This window comes from Lentzea kentuckyensis (assembly GCF_002150765.1).
Taxonomy (GTDB): Bacteria; Actinomycetota; Actinomycetes; order Mycobacteriales; family Pseudonocardiaceae; genus Lentzea; species Lentzea kentuckyensis.
Genome location: NZ_MUYM01000106.1, coordinates 1 through 14,933, shown reverse-complemented (window position 1 = coordinate 14,933; position 14,933 = coordinate 1). Strand labels below are relative to the sequence as shown.

Sequence of the window (14,933 nt, the reverse complement as noted above, 5' to 3'; positions counted from 1 at the left end):
GTTGGTGGTACTTGCAGACGTGCCAAGCATTCCTGCGGCGCGCCGACGACCCTGGTGCCGGCGCGCTAAGCAGGCTGCCAGAAGTTGTGTCCGTTACTCGCCTGACGGACGCCCGTCCGGCCTGATGGCGTCTGCAAGTACCGCCAACTCAACATCAACAGGCACTTTTCTACTACCAACAGGGCGGTTCTGGACGGAGGACACGGCGACGGTTCGTCGGGTGACGAACCGGTTGGGTGTAGTTGAGGGCGATTCGATCAAGAGTTGGTGGTACTTGCAGACGCGCTCGGCATCAACGAGTCGTGAGGTTTCGGACAAGACTTCTGGTCAGGTGCTTAGGGCGATTCGAGGCAGGCGATCCTGTCGATTCCCTTTGCTTTCCATCGTCCGGTTGAACTTCGGTTCAACCCCTCGCGGCGACGGTTCAACCCGTCTGGCGACGCAGACCCGAGCCGTCGCCGGGCACAGTCGTCACGAGATCTTCAGCGAGCTGGACAGGAGCGGCGATGAGCGATGTGAGCAGGCGCAGACTTCTCGGTGCCGGAGGTGCGATGCTCGGGGCGGCCGGCCTGGGCTTGGCGCTGCCGGGTGTCGGCACCACTGCCGGCGGTGGGCGAGTTCAGGAGGAACGCAAGTCGCTCGACGAGCTGTACGCCGACGCGCTGCGGGAAGGCGGGCAGCTGGTGGTGTACGCCGGTGGTGACACGTCCGACCAGCAGGACTTCACCAAGCAGGCGTTCCTGTCGCGATTCCCTGATATCCGGCTCAACCTGGTGGTGGACTACAGCAAGTTCCACGACGTCCGCGTCGACCACCAGCTGGCAACCCGCTCTCTCGTACCGGACATCGTGCAGCTGCAGACGCTGCACGACTTCACCCGGTGGAAGAAGCAGGGCGTGCTCCAGCCGTACAAGCCGGCCGGATTCTCCAAGCTGTACAAGGATTTCGCTGATCCGGACGGTGCCTGGGTCTCGATCGGTGTGATCGCGTTCAGCTACCTGTACAACGTGGCGGCGGGCGGCGGCAACGCCCCGCGCAACCCGCTGGACCTGATCGACCCGCGCTGGAAGGATGCCATCGCGTCCGCGTACCCGCACGACGACGACGCGGTGTTGTACCTGTACTACCTGTACGCCAAGACTTACGGCCGCGAGTTCATGGTCAAGCTCGCCGAGCAGAACCCCAGTTCGCCAGGGGCACCCACACTCCTCCGCGCGCCGTCGGCAGCGGTCAGAAGGCCATCGGCATCGGTTCCGCCGGCACCCTGACCGCACCGGCGACCGCACCCGTGCGCTGGGCAGCCGCGGACGGCCACCCGTTCATGGCCTGGGGCCAGCGCTCCGCGATCCTCGCCGGCGCCGCCCACCCCGCAGCGGCGAAGCTCTTCCTCAACTGGCAGCTCTCCCCGGCGGTTCAGCAGAACTCGTGGAACGGCTGGTCGGTCCGCACGGACGTCACGCCCGCGGGCGGTCTCAAGCCGATCTGGCAGTACCCCAACGCCAATCTCGAAGGGTTCCCGCGCTTCATGGCCGACCGTGCGGAGGTCGAGCGGTGGAAGCAGACGTTCGCGCTCTACTTCGGTGACGTCCAGGGCGCTCCGAGTCCCGGCGTTCTGGGGCTGTACCCCGGCCGTTGAGCGTTCGCGCGGGCTCAGCGAGCGGCAGGCCTTCGATGGTTTCATGCGCCGGGGAACGGCCGTTGTTCGCGAATCGCGCATTCTTCGTCGACGATTTGATGAAAGGAGAATTTCTCCCGCCGTGTCACTGACTGTCGAAGAGTTCGTCGAACCGGTCGCCGAGCCGGATGCGCAACTTGCCGAGTTCGTGCCGGATGGTGGTGTTGAGTGAAACGGTCACCTCGGGCATGACCGGCTTGGCGAGGTGCACGGCGGCGTCGAGGTCCCCGCGGCACGCCTCGGTGTCGGCGAGCCGGAGTGTCAGCATGAGTTTGCTGCCCTGCATCCGCGAGGGCACGTTGAGCAGCGAGGTGGTCGCGAACGCCACCGCGCGGTCGGCCATCTCCCGACTGCCGGTGGCCTGCGCCAGGTCACGCAGGCCCGCCGCCAGGTGTGAGGCGATGAACGTCTCGCCCTCCACGCCGGTCAGCCACGGTGCCTCGATGCGGTCCCGATCGCTGAGCCGTTCGGCGTCACGCCGCGCGGCGTGCGACAGGTCGTTGAACTCGCGGTGGTCGCCGAGCAGTGCGTGGGCGCGGGCCTGGTCGAGCTTTGCCTGCACGCTCATCCAGCGGCGGTTCGGGTCCACCGCGGCGGCGGCCTGGGCGTACTCGAGCGCCGTCGTGCCGTCGCCCTCGATCATCGCGATCACACTCATGCTGCTCAGCGCGTCGCAGGCGGTCGGCAGACCGTCGGAGGCCAGCGCCCACTCGACGGCGCGCTGCAGCCACGTCATGGCGATGCCGTGCTGACCTTGTTTGACCCGCATCCATCCGGCCAGGTCGGCGTAGCGGGCGGCCAGTCGCAGCAGGCCGTCCGCGTGATCACCGCGTGCCTCGGGGACGACGGTCATGAGCGTGCGCAACGCCTGCTCGACGGACGGGGCGAGATCACCGTCGACCACGGTGATGTCGGCCTCGACGTAGGTCGTCAGCAGCGCCGCGAAACCGTGCAGCGTCTCGGTTCCCACGGCGTGGCCGTCGACGCCCGGCACGTCCCCGAGCCCGGCCGGCACCGGCGCCGCACAGCCGGCGGCCCCGTGTGACGGGCAGGTGATGCCGAACGCGGGCAGGTGGACCTGCCGGGGGGCCGACGCTGCCCGCGGCGAATCGCGGATCTGCACCGTGCGCGGTAGCGGGATGGTGGCGGTGGCGACGCTGAGGTCGGTGCGCACCCTGGCGCGGACACTGGTGGCCGCGGCGAGCAGCGCCCCGCCGGCGCCGAGCACGTCGTCCGCCTTGCCGGCGAACGCGATGCGCGGCTCGCGCGCACCGCTCTCGATTTTGGAAACGTAGGTGTGGTGGTAGCCGAGGCGGGCCGCCAGCTGGACCTGGGTGAGCCCCGCCTGTTCGCGCAACCGACGGAGTTCTTGGCCGAACTCGTCTTTGCGTGACGTCATCCTCATTGTCCGGCACCCCCGGTACTCATTTGCCGTGAACATTAACGGCAAATGGTGGTGGTGTCATCAGTGAGAACAACCGGCCCCGGCATTACCGCTAACAGCCTTCGAATCGAATTCGACGATTCTCGGGCGGCGTGAGTCAACCGCAGGTAATTGTGGGCCCTCCCCAGTCGGCGTGATCGTACGACGTACCGTTGCGCGCGTCGGTGACCCTCGGTTCGAGGGCGTAACCGGTGGTCGTCACGTCCAGTGTGGACGGTCCCTGGCTCGCGATCTTCACCCCGCTGTCGGCCAGCAGTTTCCCGTCGCCGTTGAGGAGGAACCGGGCTGATGCCGAACTGTTCGTCACGTCCTCGGGCTTGACGCGGGCCCGGCGTGACCGCAGGAACTCCCTGAGCGCGGTCTGACGGTCTGCTGTGGACGGTCGCTGGTCGCGCAGCGCTGTGTCGGACGACATCTGCGCTCTCCGGTTGGGATCGCGGGCACCGGCGGAAACGCGGACGCCGACCGCGACGAGCCCGGTGATCACCTGGGGCGGGTCGAGGTCGGCGTCGTGAACCCTGGAGGCTCGCTCGTGAGTTCGGGTTTTCCGTCTTCAGGCAGCGTCTCGTTTGGGATCCGCGGAGCGGCTGGTCTTCTCCCACGCCCGCCACGTCGCCAGGCGCTGTTCGTGCACGGCCAGCACCAGGTCGTAGCCCGACGACGCGAGGAGCAGCCGGGAGGGCGGCTCGGCCGCGTCTACGGCCGCGAACAGGGCCTCGACGCTGTCCTCCGCGGTGGGGGTCGGGCCCCAGTCTTGCGGTTCGTCCCGCAGGAACTGGTACGCGGGGTGGGGTTCGGAGTGCGCCGCGGAGGACGTGGCCCACTCGGTCGCGAAGCCTGCCGGTTCGATCAGGGTGGTCCTGATGCCGAACGCGGCGACCTCCTGCGCCAGTGCCTCGGTGAGCCCTTCCAGCGCCCACTTCGAGGCGTTGTAGACGCCGAGACCCGGGAACGCCGTGACGCCGCCGATGCTGGAGACCTGCACGATGTGGCCGCCGCCCTGTTCGCGCAGCAGCGGGAGTGCGGCCTGGGTGATCCACACCGCGCCGAAGAAGTTCGTCTCCATCTGCGCGCGGGTCTGCTCCTCCGTCAGCTCCTCCACCGTGCCGAAGTGGCCGTAGCCCGCGTTGTTGACGACCACGTCGAGGCGGCCGAAGTGCTGGTGCGCGGCCCGGACCGCGGCCATGCCCGCGGCGCGGTCGTCGACGTCGAGCTCGATCGGCAGGAGCGCGTCGCCGAAGCGTTCGGCCAGGCCGGTGAGCGTGGTCGTGTCGCGGGCGGTGGCGGCGACCCGGTCGCCGCGTTCCAGGGCGGCGGTGGTCCAGGCGCGGCCGAAGCCGCGGGAGGAGCCGGTGATGAACCACGTCTTCGACATGGCATGTCCTTTCGGAGATCCGGTGTGTGGCTTCACCATACGCCGAAACTGTCTCACTGTGTCAAGTGTGGCCTTGAGGGAACTTTTGGGCCCCTCGTGACAGTTGAGGTACCCTCGTCTCATGGACGAGCCGAAGGTCGGACTCCGGGAGCGCACGCGCAACGCGGTGCGCACGCAGCTGGGGCAGACCGCCGTGAAGCTGTTCGTGGAGCAGGGTTTCGAGGCGACGACGGTCGAGCAGATCGCGGCCGCCACGGGCCTGTCGCGCCGCAGCTTCCACCGGTACTTCTCCGGCAAGGAAGACGTGCTCGGCCAGTGGTTCGTCGAGATGGGCCAGAAGATCGCGGCGGAGCTGGAGGCACGTCCCGCCGGGGAGACTCCGTGGTACGCGCTGCGCCGGTGCTTCGACGGTCTGGTGGAGGCGCTGAGCGAACGGCCGGAGTCGCTGCTGCTGACCCGCATGATGCTGAACACCCCGGCGTTGCACGCGAGTCATCTGCAGAAGCACGCGCATTGGGCGGCCGTGCTTGCCGACGTGCTCCAGCGCCGGCTCGGCCAGGCCGGCGACCGACCGGCCAGGATCGCCGCGGTCGCGCTCGCCGGTGCCGCGCTCGCGGGCCTCGAGTCGGCGCAGGCGGAGTGGGTTGCCGAGGACAACCAGCGTCCTCTCGGCGAGCTGCTGGACGACGCGATGAACGCTGTCGCCCCGCTCCGGAGCTGAGCCGGGGCGTTGACAGTTCTTGACAGCCGACGCCGGAAAGCGGTCGGACGTCTCCCCGGGCTTCTACGGTGATCTTCTTCCCGCAGTTGTCGTGAGGAGATGCGAGCGATGAGAAATGCCCGGCGCTTCAACAGGTTCGCCGCCGTCCTGCCATTGGTGGCGGCCGTGCTCGCGGGCACCGCTCCGGCAGCCAACGCGGCGGACACGCCGCCGAACCCGCTGCAGAAGCCGGGCTGGACCCTCGACCGGCACGACGAGTTCAACGGGTCGCTCGACCCGAACCTGTGGGTCACGAACTACCTGGAGTCGCGGACGCCGGAGTGGCGGTCGAGGGCGCGGTACGGGTTCCGCAACAACGCGCTGGTCCTGCGCATCGACGACGACCAGCCGACGTACTACGCGGGCGACAAGATGAAGGTCTCCAGCATCCAGACCGGACAGCGGACCGGGCTGCACAAGGCCTCGCCCCAGGACCACACGATCCCGACGGTGTGGAAGTACGCGCCGAAGTACGGCTACTTCGAGATCCGCGGGAGGACGTCCGCTCGCAGCGGCCTGCACGCCGCGTTCTGGACCGTCGGCAAGCAGGACACGCCGCAGCAGAGCGCCGAGATCGACGTCATGGAGCATCCGGGACGGACTCCCCGGAACTTCAACTACAACCTGTTCAAGTGGAACGACCCGAACATCCAGCAGAACACCCAGTCCGTCGGGGTGGGCTTCGACCTCGCGGGCGGGATGCACATCTACGGGTTGGAGTGGACGCCCACCCAGATCAAGCTCTACGTGGACAACAAGCTCACCAGGACGGTCAACCAGTCGCCGGCCTACGCGTCGGGCTTCCTGCTGGGAATCTACGAGAACGCGGGCTGGACCGGCGACGTCGACCCCAACGACCCGAGGGCGAAGGAGTTCGTCGTCGACTACTTCCGGGCCTACCGCAGGTAGCGAAGCCGCACGACCGCGTCAGTACGCGACGCTGATGCGGGCGCGGATCGCCTGGTCGCTCTCGACTTCGTCCATCAGGGCCACCGCGTAGTCCTCGGCGGTGATGAAGCTCGTGCCGTCGGCCGCGACGAGCAACTGGTCGCCGCCGAGCCGGAACGTGCCGGTGCGCTCGCCGGGGGCGATCTCGTCGGCAGGGGAGACGTAGGTCCAGTCGAGGTCGCTCACCTCGTCGCGCAGGAACGTGAGGACCTGGCGCTGCGCAAGGGACTCCGCCTTGTACATCTCCGGGAAGTCGGCCTCGTCGACCCGGTCCTGGCCGGAGGCGGTCCTGAGGCTGCCCGCGCCGCCGACGACGACCAGCCGCCGCACGCCCGCGGTGCGCAGGCCCTCGACCACCGACCGGTAGGTGGCCAGCAGCGCGGGCGCGGGGTCGGAGCCGTCCCGGGGCGGGGAGATCGCGGAGATCACCGCGTCGTACCCGGTCGCCAGTTCGGTGAGCTCGGCGGGCACCGACGCGTCGAGCGCCGCGGTGGTGAGCGCGGGGTCGGCCGGCAGCGCGTCCGCCTTGCCGGAGCGGGTCGCGGCGGTGACCTGGTGGCCTCGGCGCAGCGCCTCGGCGGCGACGCGCGAGCCGATCATGCCGGTGGCTCCGATGAGGAGGATCTTCACGGGTGTTTCTCCGTTCGAGCGGTTTCAGTGGCCGCGGACCGCGCCGCGGGAGGAACGGGTCAGCAGCTTCGTGACCAGCTCTCGCAGGACCAGTCGCTCGACCGGGGTGAGCGGGTCGACCAGATCCGCCGTGATCTGGGGGACGTGCGCCTCGAGTGCCCGGCGCAGCAGCTCCCGGCCCCGCGGGGTCGGCTCCAGCAGCACCGCCCGGCGGTCGTCCGGGTGCGGGTGCCTGGCCAGCAGACCGGCCTCCTCCATGCGGGCGATCAGGCGGGTCAGGCCGCCGGAGGTGAAGGACAAGTCCTCGGCGAGACGGGCGCTCGTGGTCCTGCCGTCCGGATGCCTGGCCAGCCGGAGCAACACCTCGAACTCGGACCCGCCGAGCCCGGAGGCCTCCCGGATGACCTGATCGGCCCGTCCGCCCACTGCGTCGGTCAGCCGCAGGATGTCGCCGTACAGGACGACCGCCTCGTTGTCGACGTGGTCCTCAGCGGCTGTCCTGTCGTCCGTCATAAAGCTGACTATACAGCAATATGTGAGCGTCTCTTCGGTGATACCTGCACCACAATGGCACTTCGGTAGGCCAATCGGCGGAGTTAGATAGCTGACACGGCAGCTAAGTTGAGTGTCATCTGGACCTTGCTGAAAAGGAGTAGGACATGACGGTCGGCCGACGTCAGGTGCTCGCGGGTGGTGCGTTCGCGGCTGCGGGGATGCTCGCTGGTCACGCGACCGGACAGGCGGCACCGCAACCCGGTTCCGACGTGCGCGAGGAGACCAGGAGCCTGGACGAGATCTACCGGGCGGCGAAGGCGGAGGGCGGCACTCTCACCGTCTACGCGGGCGGCGACACCGCCACCCAGCAGGACGGCAACAAGGCGGCGTTCGAGCAGGCGTTCCCCGGCGTCACCGTGCGGATGATCGTGGACTACAGCAAGTTCCACGACGCCCGCGTCGACACCCAACTGGCCACGCGCACGCTGGTGCCCGACGTCGTCCAACTGCAGACGCTGCAGGACTTCCCGCGGTGGAAGGCGGAAGGCGCGCTGCTGCCCTACAAACCGGCGGGGTTCTCCCGCATCCACCCCGCCTTCAAGGACGTCGACGGCGCCTGGACCGGGATCTTCGTCGACGCCTTCTCGATCATCTACAACGTCGACCAGGCCTCGACTCCGCCCACGACCGCCGGGGCCCTGCTCGACCCGCGGTGGCGCGGGAAGATCGTCTCGACCTTCCCCAACGACGACGACGCGGTGCTGTACCTGTACAAGCTCATCGTCGACCGGTACGGCTGGGACTGGCTCGCCAGGTTCACCGCGCAGGACGTGGCCTGGGTGCGCGGCACCCAGGAACCCGCGGACCGGGTGGAGGCGGGCACCGCGGCCGTCGCACTGGGCACCGACGGCGCACTCGTGCCCGGCGCCGGCACGAAGACGCGGTTCGTGGTGCCGGCCCAGGACCCGTTCATGGCCTGGGCCCAGCGCGCCGCGATCATGGCCGGCGCGAAGCATCCCGCGGCGGCCAAGCTGTACCTGAACTGGTGGCTGTCCAAGCAGGTTCAGTCGGACTTCTACATGTGGTCGGTCCGCACGGACGTCGCGCCGCCCCGGGGCTACCGCCCGATCTGGGAGTACCGCAACGCGAACTTCTCCGGCTTCGAGCGGTTCATGGGCGACCGCCGCCTGGTCGAGAGCTTCCGCCAGCAGCTGACCCTGTACGTCGGCGAGGTCCACGGGGCACCGTCGCCGGGCTGGCTGGGGCTGCACCCCGGCCGGTGAGCCCGTGCGCCGGGGCAGGTCAGGACGCAGGCTCGCCGGAAGGCGCGGCGAGCTGGGTGCCGAGCCGGACCGGGGTGCCGAAGTTCGGTGTGCCGTCAGCGTTCCAGGTGAACTTCTGCGCACGGGTGGAGCGTTCCAGGCCGCACCCGGCCGAGGCGCTGGTGTTGGCGTGGTAGACGATCCAGTCCTCGGTGCCGTCGGGTGACTTGAAGAAACCGTTGTGGCCGGGCCCGTAGACGCCGTTGGCGTCGTTGCGCTGGAACACCGGATTCGACGACTTCGTCCAATGTGACCGGTTGAGCGGGTCGGAGCCGGTGAGGGTGAGCAGGCCGAGCTTGTAGTCGGGGCCCTGGCAGAAACTGGCCGAGTAGACGATCATGACGCGGCCGTTGTGAACCAGCACCTCGGCTCCCTCGTTCACCGGCGCGCCCTGCCGTTCCCACGCCAGCGTGGGCTGGGAGATGGTGCGGCGCGGGCCGCTGATCGTGTACGGGTTCGACAGCGGCGTGATGGTCAGGCTCTGCGTGCCGTCGATCGCGCTGCCGAGCAGGTACAGCTTTCCGTTGTGCTGCAGGATGCTCGGGTCCAGTTCCCACGTCGTGCCCAGGTCGGCTTTGAACGTGTACGGGCCCATCGGGTCGGTGCCGGAGCTCTCCAGCACGTGCAGGCGCTGGGTGGGGTTGTAGTCCGGTACGTTCCGCCCGGCCACGTAGTACAGGTACCAACGGCCGTTGAGCAGGTGGAACTCGGGTGCCCACATGTTGCAGCATCCGTTGGGGCGGCCGGAAATGTTGAACACCACCGTGTCCTTGGCGCTCGGCAGGCCCGCCAGTGTGCGGGAACGGCGCATGGTGATCGTGGAGTTCCACGTCGTGGTGGCCAGGTAGTAGTAGCCGTTGTAGTACTGCATCCACGGGTCGGGGCCGTTGCGCTTGATCGGGTTGGTGAACGTGCTCGCGCTCGGCGCGGCGGCGGACGCGACCGTGCTCGGAACGCTGGTGATGCCGGCGAGCACGGTGACCGCGGTGGCCAGGGCGACGGTGGTGCGCCATTTGCTGGTGATCGATGTCAAGGTCTTCTCCTTAACGCAAAATGGGCCAGCCGGCGGAGTCGAAGGTCAGCGAGTTGACGCCGAGCCGTGGCACGCCGTTGTCGGCGTAGTAGTGGTAGACGAGGACGTCGGTGTTGCCGTCCGCGAGCACGTCCTGGTGTCCGGGCCCGTGGACGCTGCCCTGCCCGGCAAGGATCTCCGTGCCGCCACCGGAGGTCATGGCGGTGCCGTCGCGGGCGACGTACGGCCCGGTGACGCTGGTCGAGCGGCCGACCATCACGCGGTAGGTGCTGGAGGCGCCTCGGCAGCAGTAGTCGAAGGAGACGAAGAGGTAGTAGTAGGCGCCGCGCTTGACGATGTTCGGCGCCTCGATCGGACCGCCGTTGCGGCCGGCGAGGGAGCGCATGGCGGAGTCGAACCGCAGGCCCGTGGCCGGGTTGAGCGCGATCATCTTGATGCCGGACCAGAACGAGCCGAAGCTCAGCCACCAGCCGCCCCGGTCGTCCACGACGAGGTCCGGGTCGATGGCGTTGAAGTTGTCCGAACCCCGGGACTCGACGACCAGGCCCCGATGGGTCCAGGTGCCGGAGTTGCCGCTGGGACTGGTCGCCAGGAAGATCGCCGACCGGTTCGACTCGAACGTCGAGGCCGAGTAGTACAGCCAGTACTGACCGTCGTGGTAGGACAGATCGGGCGCCCAGAGTCGGCGGCTGCCACCGGTGTAGGTCGTGGTCCACGGTGCGCCGTTGGGGAAGACCGCCCCCGCGTTGCGGAAAGCGACGCGGTCGGTGGAGGTCCGGAGCGCGATGTCGTCGCCGGTGTGCGCGACGAGGTAGCTTCCGTCGGCGCGCTTGACGGCGCTCGGGTCGTGCACGCCGAAGTCTCCGGTCACCCTGCCCGGCGCGGGATACGCCGACGCGTGCGGCGCCATCGCGACGGTGGCGGCCAAGGTCGTCACCAAGGTCAGAGCGAGTTTTCTCAGTGCGGCCACGTACTTCCCTCGATCCCTTGGACGAAGTGGTTGCGGCGGCGCGATTTCACGGTAGTGGGTGCACTGTCGAATCGAACAACGGTGACTGCCTTCGCTGACATCGACGACTCTGTCGAATGAATTCGACTCAGGCGATTCTGTGCAGTTCGCTGGAACAGATGGCGCCCTGCAGCGGCTCACCTCTGGTGAAGCGGGCCACCTCGGCCACGGTGAAGTCGCCCAGCCGGCGCAGCTCGTGTCCTTGCGAGCCGGCCAGGTGCGGAGTGACGAGCACGTTCGGCAGGGTCAGCAGAGGATGGCCGGGTGGCAGCGGTTCCGGGTCGGTCACGTCGAGCACGGCCTCGAGACGCCCGGCCACGCAGTGCTCGGTGAGGGCGACGGTGTCCACCAGGGAACCGCGGGCGGTGTTGATGAGCGTCGCGCCGTCCTGGAGCAGGGCGAGTCGCCGGGCGTCGAGCAGGTGGTGGGTCTCCGGCAGCGCGGGCGCGTGGACGGAGACCACCTCGCTGCGGCGGCACAGTTCGTCCACGTCGACCAGTTCCGCGCCGAGAGCGCGGGCCCCGTCCGCGGTGACGTACGGATCGGAGAGCAGGAGCCGTACGTTGTGCGCGCGCAGCCGGTCCAGCACCAGCCTGCCCGTCCAGGAGGCGCCGATGATCCCGATCGTGCGGCCGAAGAGCCCGGTGCCTTCCCCGGAACGCCAGTCGCCCGCCGTGCGGTCGCGGGCGTACCAGTCGGCTCGGGTGAACACCCGCTTCGCCGCGAAGACGATGGCGGACACCGTGTACTCGGCGACCGGGACCGCGTTCGCCTGGGCGGCCGACGAGACGGCGATGCCGCCCGCGAAGACCGCGGGATCGACGTGTCCCTTCACCGAGCCGGCCGAGTGGATCACGGCACGCAACCGCGGCGCCGTGGCGAGCACGGCACTGTCGATGCGCGGGCAACCCCAGCCGGTCACGAGCACGTCGGCGCCGCGCAGGGCGGAGGCGGCTTCCTCGGTCCCGAAGGACGTGAGAGCGGGACCCGGTTCCAGCCGCACCAGCGTGCGCAGCCGTTCCAGCAGATCCGCGGGAAACAGGGCCGGCAGCGCCCACGGCTGCATGGCGAAGACCGCGACAGGAAGATCCGGCACGGATGGATCCTTTCCATCAGGTGCTTGACGTAAAACGGTTTACCACAGAAGAAGCCCTGGTGGTCAAAGGAAAGAGCATCCATGGTTGACCGAATGATGTAAGCGTTTTATCTTCGTGGTCACTGTGTTCCGGTCGAAGGCGATCGCGACGACGGGGGGCCACCGAAGGTGAGCGCGGTCAAGACCAGGCGGCCGTCCCGCGAGGTGCGCGCCCAGGCACCACCACGCGCCGGCAAGCGGAAACGCCGATCGCGGCTGCGCCGGGACGCGGCGCTGCTGCTCGTGATGGCGCCCGGCGTGCTCTACTTCCTGATCTTCCAGTACGGCGCGCTGTTCGGCAACGCGCTCGCGTTCGTCGACTACGTCCCCTTCCTGGGGCTCGCGGAGAGCCGGTGGGTGGGGCTGGTCAACTTCCAGCACATGCTCGGCGATCCGCAGTTCTGGAACGCGGTCGTGAACACGGTCGTGATCGCCGGGCTGCAACTGGTGTTCTTCTTCCCGGCTCCGCTCGCCCTGGCGCTGTTGCTGCACAGCCTGGTTGGCTCGACCGTCAAACGGTTCGTGCAGAGCGTGGTCTACCTGCCGCACTTCCTGTCGTGGGTGATCGTCGTGGCGCTGTTCCAGCACATGCTGGGTGGCGCCGGCGTGGTCAACGGCTGGCTGGGCGACCTGGGCCTCGGGGCGATCCACGTCATCGGCAACCCGGACACCTACAAGCCGCTGGTGGTCGCGCAGCTGATCTGGAAGGAGTGCGGCTGGGCCACTATCATCTTCCTCGCCGCACTGTCCCAAGTGGACGACCAGTTGTACGAGGCGGCGGCGCTCGACGGCGCTGGCTGGTGGGGCCGGCTCTGGCACGTGACGCTCCCGGGCATCCGTCCGGTGATCGTGTTGCTGCTGGTGCTGCGCCTCGGCGAGTTCCTGGAAGTCGGCTTCGAGCAGTTCTTCCTGCAACGGCAGGCGGTCGGGCCGGAGGCGGGCGAGGTGCTCGACACGTTCGTCTACTTCACCGGCTTCGCCAACGGCGAGTTCGGTTACGCGGCCGCCGCCGGTCTGTTCAAGGGAGTCATCGGCGTCGCGCTGGTGTACACGGCCAACAAGGTCGCGCACCGGCTCGGCGAACAGGGGGTGTACCAGCGTTGAGGGCGACCTATCCCGCGTGGCAGGGCAGGCCAGGACCGGCGATGCGGGCCGCGAAGGCCGTGGCGCTCACCGTCGTCGTGCTGCTCGTGCTGTTTCCTCTGTGGACGGTGCTGGCGACGAGTCTCGCCTCGCCGCAGGACGTGATCGCCAACGGCGGCTGGGTGATCTGGCCGGAGCGGTTCACGTTCGGCGCCTACTCGGAGATCCTGGACGGCGGTGTCGTGACGCGAGCGCTGCTGGTCAGCGCCGGCGTGACGGTGGTCGGCACGGCGCTGAGCCTGGTGTGCACGGTGGGGCTCGCCTACGCGTTGTCACGGCCCCGCGTCTACGGCGGGCGGCCGATCCTGCTGCTGATCCTGTTCACGTTCCTGTTCCCGCCGGGGATGATCCCGCTGTTCCTGGTGGTGCGCACCACCGGCCTGTTCGACACCTACGCCGCGTTGGTCCTGCCGTTCCTGATCAACGTGTTCAACCTGATCGTGATGCGCGGCTTCTTCCAGTCCATCCCGGCCGAGCTCCTGGAAGCCGCCCGCATCGACGGCGCCGGCGAACTGACCATGCTGTGGCGGGTGGTGCTGCCGTTGTCGAAGGCGGTGCTGGCGGTGGTGAGCCTGTTCTACGCGGTCGCCTACTGGAACCGCTTCTTCGAAGCCATCATCTACTTCAACGACCAGACGAAGTGGCCCATCGGCACGGTGCTGCGCCAGTACGTCACCGGCGGGGCCGACCTCACCGGCGAGTCGGCGGTCGTGTCCGCTCCGCAGGCGACCCAGATGGCTGTCGTCGTCCTGGCCACCGCACCGATCGTGTGCGTCTATCCGTTGCTCCAACGCTATTTCGTCAAAGGCGTGCTCACCGGCGCCGTCAAGGCCTGAACACCCCTCAAGGGAGCGACCCCATGACCTCTCCTCTTCGCCGAAGGTCGTTGCTGAAGTTCGCCGGCGCCGGTGCGCTCGCCGCCGTGGCCGGTCCCGTGCTCACCGGCTGCGGCAGCGGATCGTCCGGCGGTGTGGGCAACGCCGGCACGAACGTGGTGCCGTGGCCCACCTATGTGCCGTTCGCCGGCCCGAAACCCGATGCGCCCGGCGACGCCTCCGGTGTACAACCCCTCCACCTCGACTACCCGCAGAACCTCGTCCGGTCGGTGCCGGAAGCACCAGGTGACGGCTCGGACGTCACCGCGATGGTCATCACCTACGGCGCCCCGCCCAAAGCGCTGGAGGGCAACCGGTTCTGGCAGGCCGTCAACAAGGCGCTGAACGTCAACCTCAAGGTCGTGGTGGTCCCGGACGCCGAGTACGGCCAGAAGATGACCACGCTCATGGCCTCCGGCGACGACCTGCCCGACATCATCATGTTCAGCAACCTCCAGCTGCCCCGCTCGCACGAGTTCGTCCAGTCCCGGTGCGCGGACCTGTCCGACTTCGTCGGCGGGGACGCGGTCAAGGACTATCCCGGGCTCGCCAACATCCCCACCTACGCCTGGCAGGGCATGGGCCGCATCGGCGGCCGGATCTACGGCGTGCCGCTGGAGCGTCCGAAGCCGGGCAACAGCCTCTACGTCAACCGGACGGTGCTCCAGCAGGCCGGCGTCGCGCGGGAGTGGAACACGGAGGAGTTCGTCGGCGCGCTGACCCGGCTGTCGGGAGACAAGCGGTGGGGCATCGGCGGATCCAAGAGCGTCTTCGGCAGCTTCGGCTCGATCGCCTACCACGCCGGTTCGCTCGGCGCGCCGAACGCCTGGGAGCTGCGCGACGGCCAGTTCCACACCACCCTCGCCACCCCCCAGTTCGAGGAAGCACTCGGCGTGATGCGCAGGCTCGCCGAGAAGGGCGCCTACCACCCCGACAGCCTCACCCTCAGCGCGACCGACGTGAAAACGTTCTGGTACAACGGTTCCGTCCTCTCGCTCACCGACGGTTTCGGCGCCGTGACGGAGGCGCTGTCCGGCATCAACCGCCGGTTCGAACTCGACCTCGCCCGCCCGTACGGGCCGAACGCGA

16 protein-coding genes are annotated in these 14,933 nt (G+C 68.6%); 8 read left to right on the top strand and 8 right to left on the bottom strand.

Features of this window, described 5'->3' with window-relative positions:
* Positions 1-506: 506 nt before the first annotated feature.
* The gene (locus tag B0F77_RS38715; RefSeq protein ID WP_245849227.1) at positions 507-1,268 is read left to right on the top strand and encodes an ABC transporter substrate-binding protein; all 762 of its coding nucleotides are present in this window, start codon (positions 507-509) and stop codon (positions 1,266-1,268) included.
* 20 nt (positions 1,269-1,288) lie between these two features.
* Complete coding sequence (locus tag B0F77_RS50210; protein ID WP_245849226.1) at positions 1,289-1,636, top strand: hypothetical protein; 348 nt, start codon at positions 1,289-1,291, stop codon at positions 1,634-1,636.
* Positions 1,637-1,760: 124 nt separating this feature from the next.
* On the opposite strand, the gene B0F77_RS49355 is transcribed toward B0F77_RS50210, so the two are convergent.
* From B0F77_RS49355 to B0F77_RS38700, 3 genes are all read right to left on the bottom strand, one after another.
* Positions 1,761-3,074 carry a helix-turn-helix domain-containing protein gene (locus B0F77_RS49355; protein WP_158102935.1) on the bottom strand — a complete coding sequence of 438 codons (1,314 nt, stop codon included), beginning with the start codon at positions 3,072-3,074 and terminating at the stop codon, positions 1,761-1,763.
* A 142-nt stretch (positions 3,075-3,216) separates the two neighbouring features.
* Positions 3,217-3,606 (bottom strand): NPCBM/NEW2 domain-containing protein, encoded by a 390-nt coding sequence (locus B0F77_RS38705; protein WP_086668030.1) that lies wholly within the window; start codon positions 3,604-3,606, stop codon positions 3,217-3,219.
* A 66-nt stretch (positions 3,607-3,672) separates the two neighbouring features.
* Positions 3,673-4,494, bottom strand: coding sequence for an SDR family NAD(P)-dependent oxidoreductase (locus tag B0F77_RS38700; RefSeq protein ID WP_086668029.1), 822 nt, complete (start codon positions 4,492-4,494; stop codon positions 3,673-3,675).
* A 121-nt stretch (positions 4,495-4,615) separates the two neighbouring features.
* Between B0F77_RS38700 and B0F77_RS38695 the strand changes: the two genes are divergently transcribed.
* Positions 4,616-5,215 carry a TetR/AcrR family transcriptional regulator gene (locus B0F77_RS38695; protein WP_086668028.1) on the top strand — a complete coding sequence of 200 codons (600 nt, stop codon included), beginning with the start codon at positions 4,616-4,618 and terminating at the stop codon, positions 5,213-5,215.
* Positions 5,216-5,323: 108 nt separating this feature from the next.
* A complete protein-coding gene (locus tag B0F77_RS38690) occupies positions 5,324-6,163 on the top strand; it encodes a glycoside hydrolase family 16 protein (RefSeq protein WP_158102934.1) in 840 nt (279 codons plus the stop codon).
* Positions 6,164-6,181: 18 nt separating this feature from the next.
* Here B0F77_RS38690 and B0F77_RS38685 read toward each other — a convergent pair whose 3' ends face one another.
* Together B0F77_RS38685 and B0F77_RS38680 are read right to left on the bottom strand one after the other, a co-directional pair.
* Positions 6,182-6,832, bottom strand: a complete 651-nt coding sequence (locus B0F77_RS38685; RefSeq protein ID WP_086668026.1) for an NAD(P)-dependent oxidoreductase — start codon at positions 6,830-6,832, stop codon at positions 6,182-6,184.
* Between the two features lie 24 nt (positions 6,833-6,856).
* Positions 6,857-7,345: a MarR family winged helix-turn-helix transcriptional regulator gene (locus B0F77_RS38680; RefSeq protein ID WP_086668025.1), complete on the bottom strand. Its 489-nt coding sequence runs from the start codon at positions 7,343-7,345 to the stop codon at positions 6,857-6,859.
* 146 nt (positions 7,346-7,491) lie between these two features.
* Here B0F77_RS38680 and B0F77_RS38675 point away from each other — a divergent pair, with 146 nt between their 5' ends.
* Positions 7,492-8,610, top strand: a complete 1,119-nt coding sequence (locus B0F77_RS38675) for an ABC transporter substrate-binding protein (protein ID WP_086668024.1) — start codon at positions 7,492-7,494, stop codon at positions 8,608-8,610.
* A 19-nt stretch (positions 8,611-8,629) separates the two neighbouring features.
* Here the strand turns inward: B0F77_RS38675 and B0F77_RS38670 are convergent, their stop codons facing one another.
* The 3 genes from B0F77_RS38670 to B0F77_RS38660 all read right to left on the bottom strand — a co-directional run bounded on the left by B0F77_RS38670 (position 8,630) and on the right by B0F77_RS38660 (position 11,787).
* Positions 8,630-9,682, bottom strand: coding sequence for a glycoside hydrolase family 43 protein (locus B0F77_RS38670; RefSeq protein WP_245849222.1), 1,053 nt, complete (start codon positions 9,680-9,682; stop codon positions 8,630-8,632).
* Positions 9,683-9,692: 10 nt separating this feature from the next.
* Positions 9,693-10,592 (bottom strand): arabinan endo-1,5-alpha-L-arabinosidase, encoded by a 900-nt coding sequence (locus B0F77_RS38665; RefSeq protein WP_169731045.1) that lies wholly within the window; start codon positions 10,590-10,592, stop codon positions 9,693-9,695.
* A 187-nt stretch (positions 10,593-10,779) separates the two neighbouring features.
* On the bottom strand, positions 10,780-11,787 hold the full coding sequence (locus tag B0F77_RS38660; RefSeq protein ID WP_211294252.1) for a hydroxyacid dehydrogenase: 1,008 nt from the start codon (positions 11,785-11,787) through the stop codon (positions 10,780-10,782).
* A gap of 168 nt (positions 11,788-11,955) precedes the next feature.
* On the opposite strand from B0F77_RS38660, the gene B0F77_RS38655 reads away from it, so the two are divergent.
* From B0F77_RS38655 to B0F77_RS38645, 3 genes are all read left to right on the top strand, one after another.
* Complete coding sequence (locus B0F77_RS38655; protein ID WP_245849219.1) at positions 11,956-12,930, top strand: ABC transporter permease; 975 nt, start codon at positions 11,956-11,958, stop codon at positions 12,928-12,930.
* Entirely contained in the window at positions 12,927-13,805 is an 879-nt protein-coding gene (locus B0F77_RS38650) for a carbohydrate ABC transporter permease (protein ID WP_245849212.1), read from the top strand. The genes B0F77_RS38655 and B0F77_RS38650 overlap by 4 nt, the downstream gene beginning before the upstream one ends.
* 23 nt (positions 13,806-13,828) lie before the next feature.
* A partial coding sequence (locus tag B0F77_RS38645; RefSeq protein ID WP_143467141.1) for an ABC transporter substrate-binding protein occupies positions 13,829-14,933 on the top strand: 1,105 nt, incomplete at its 3' end.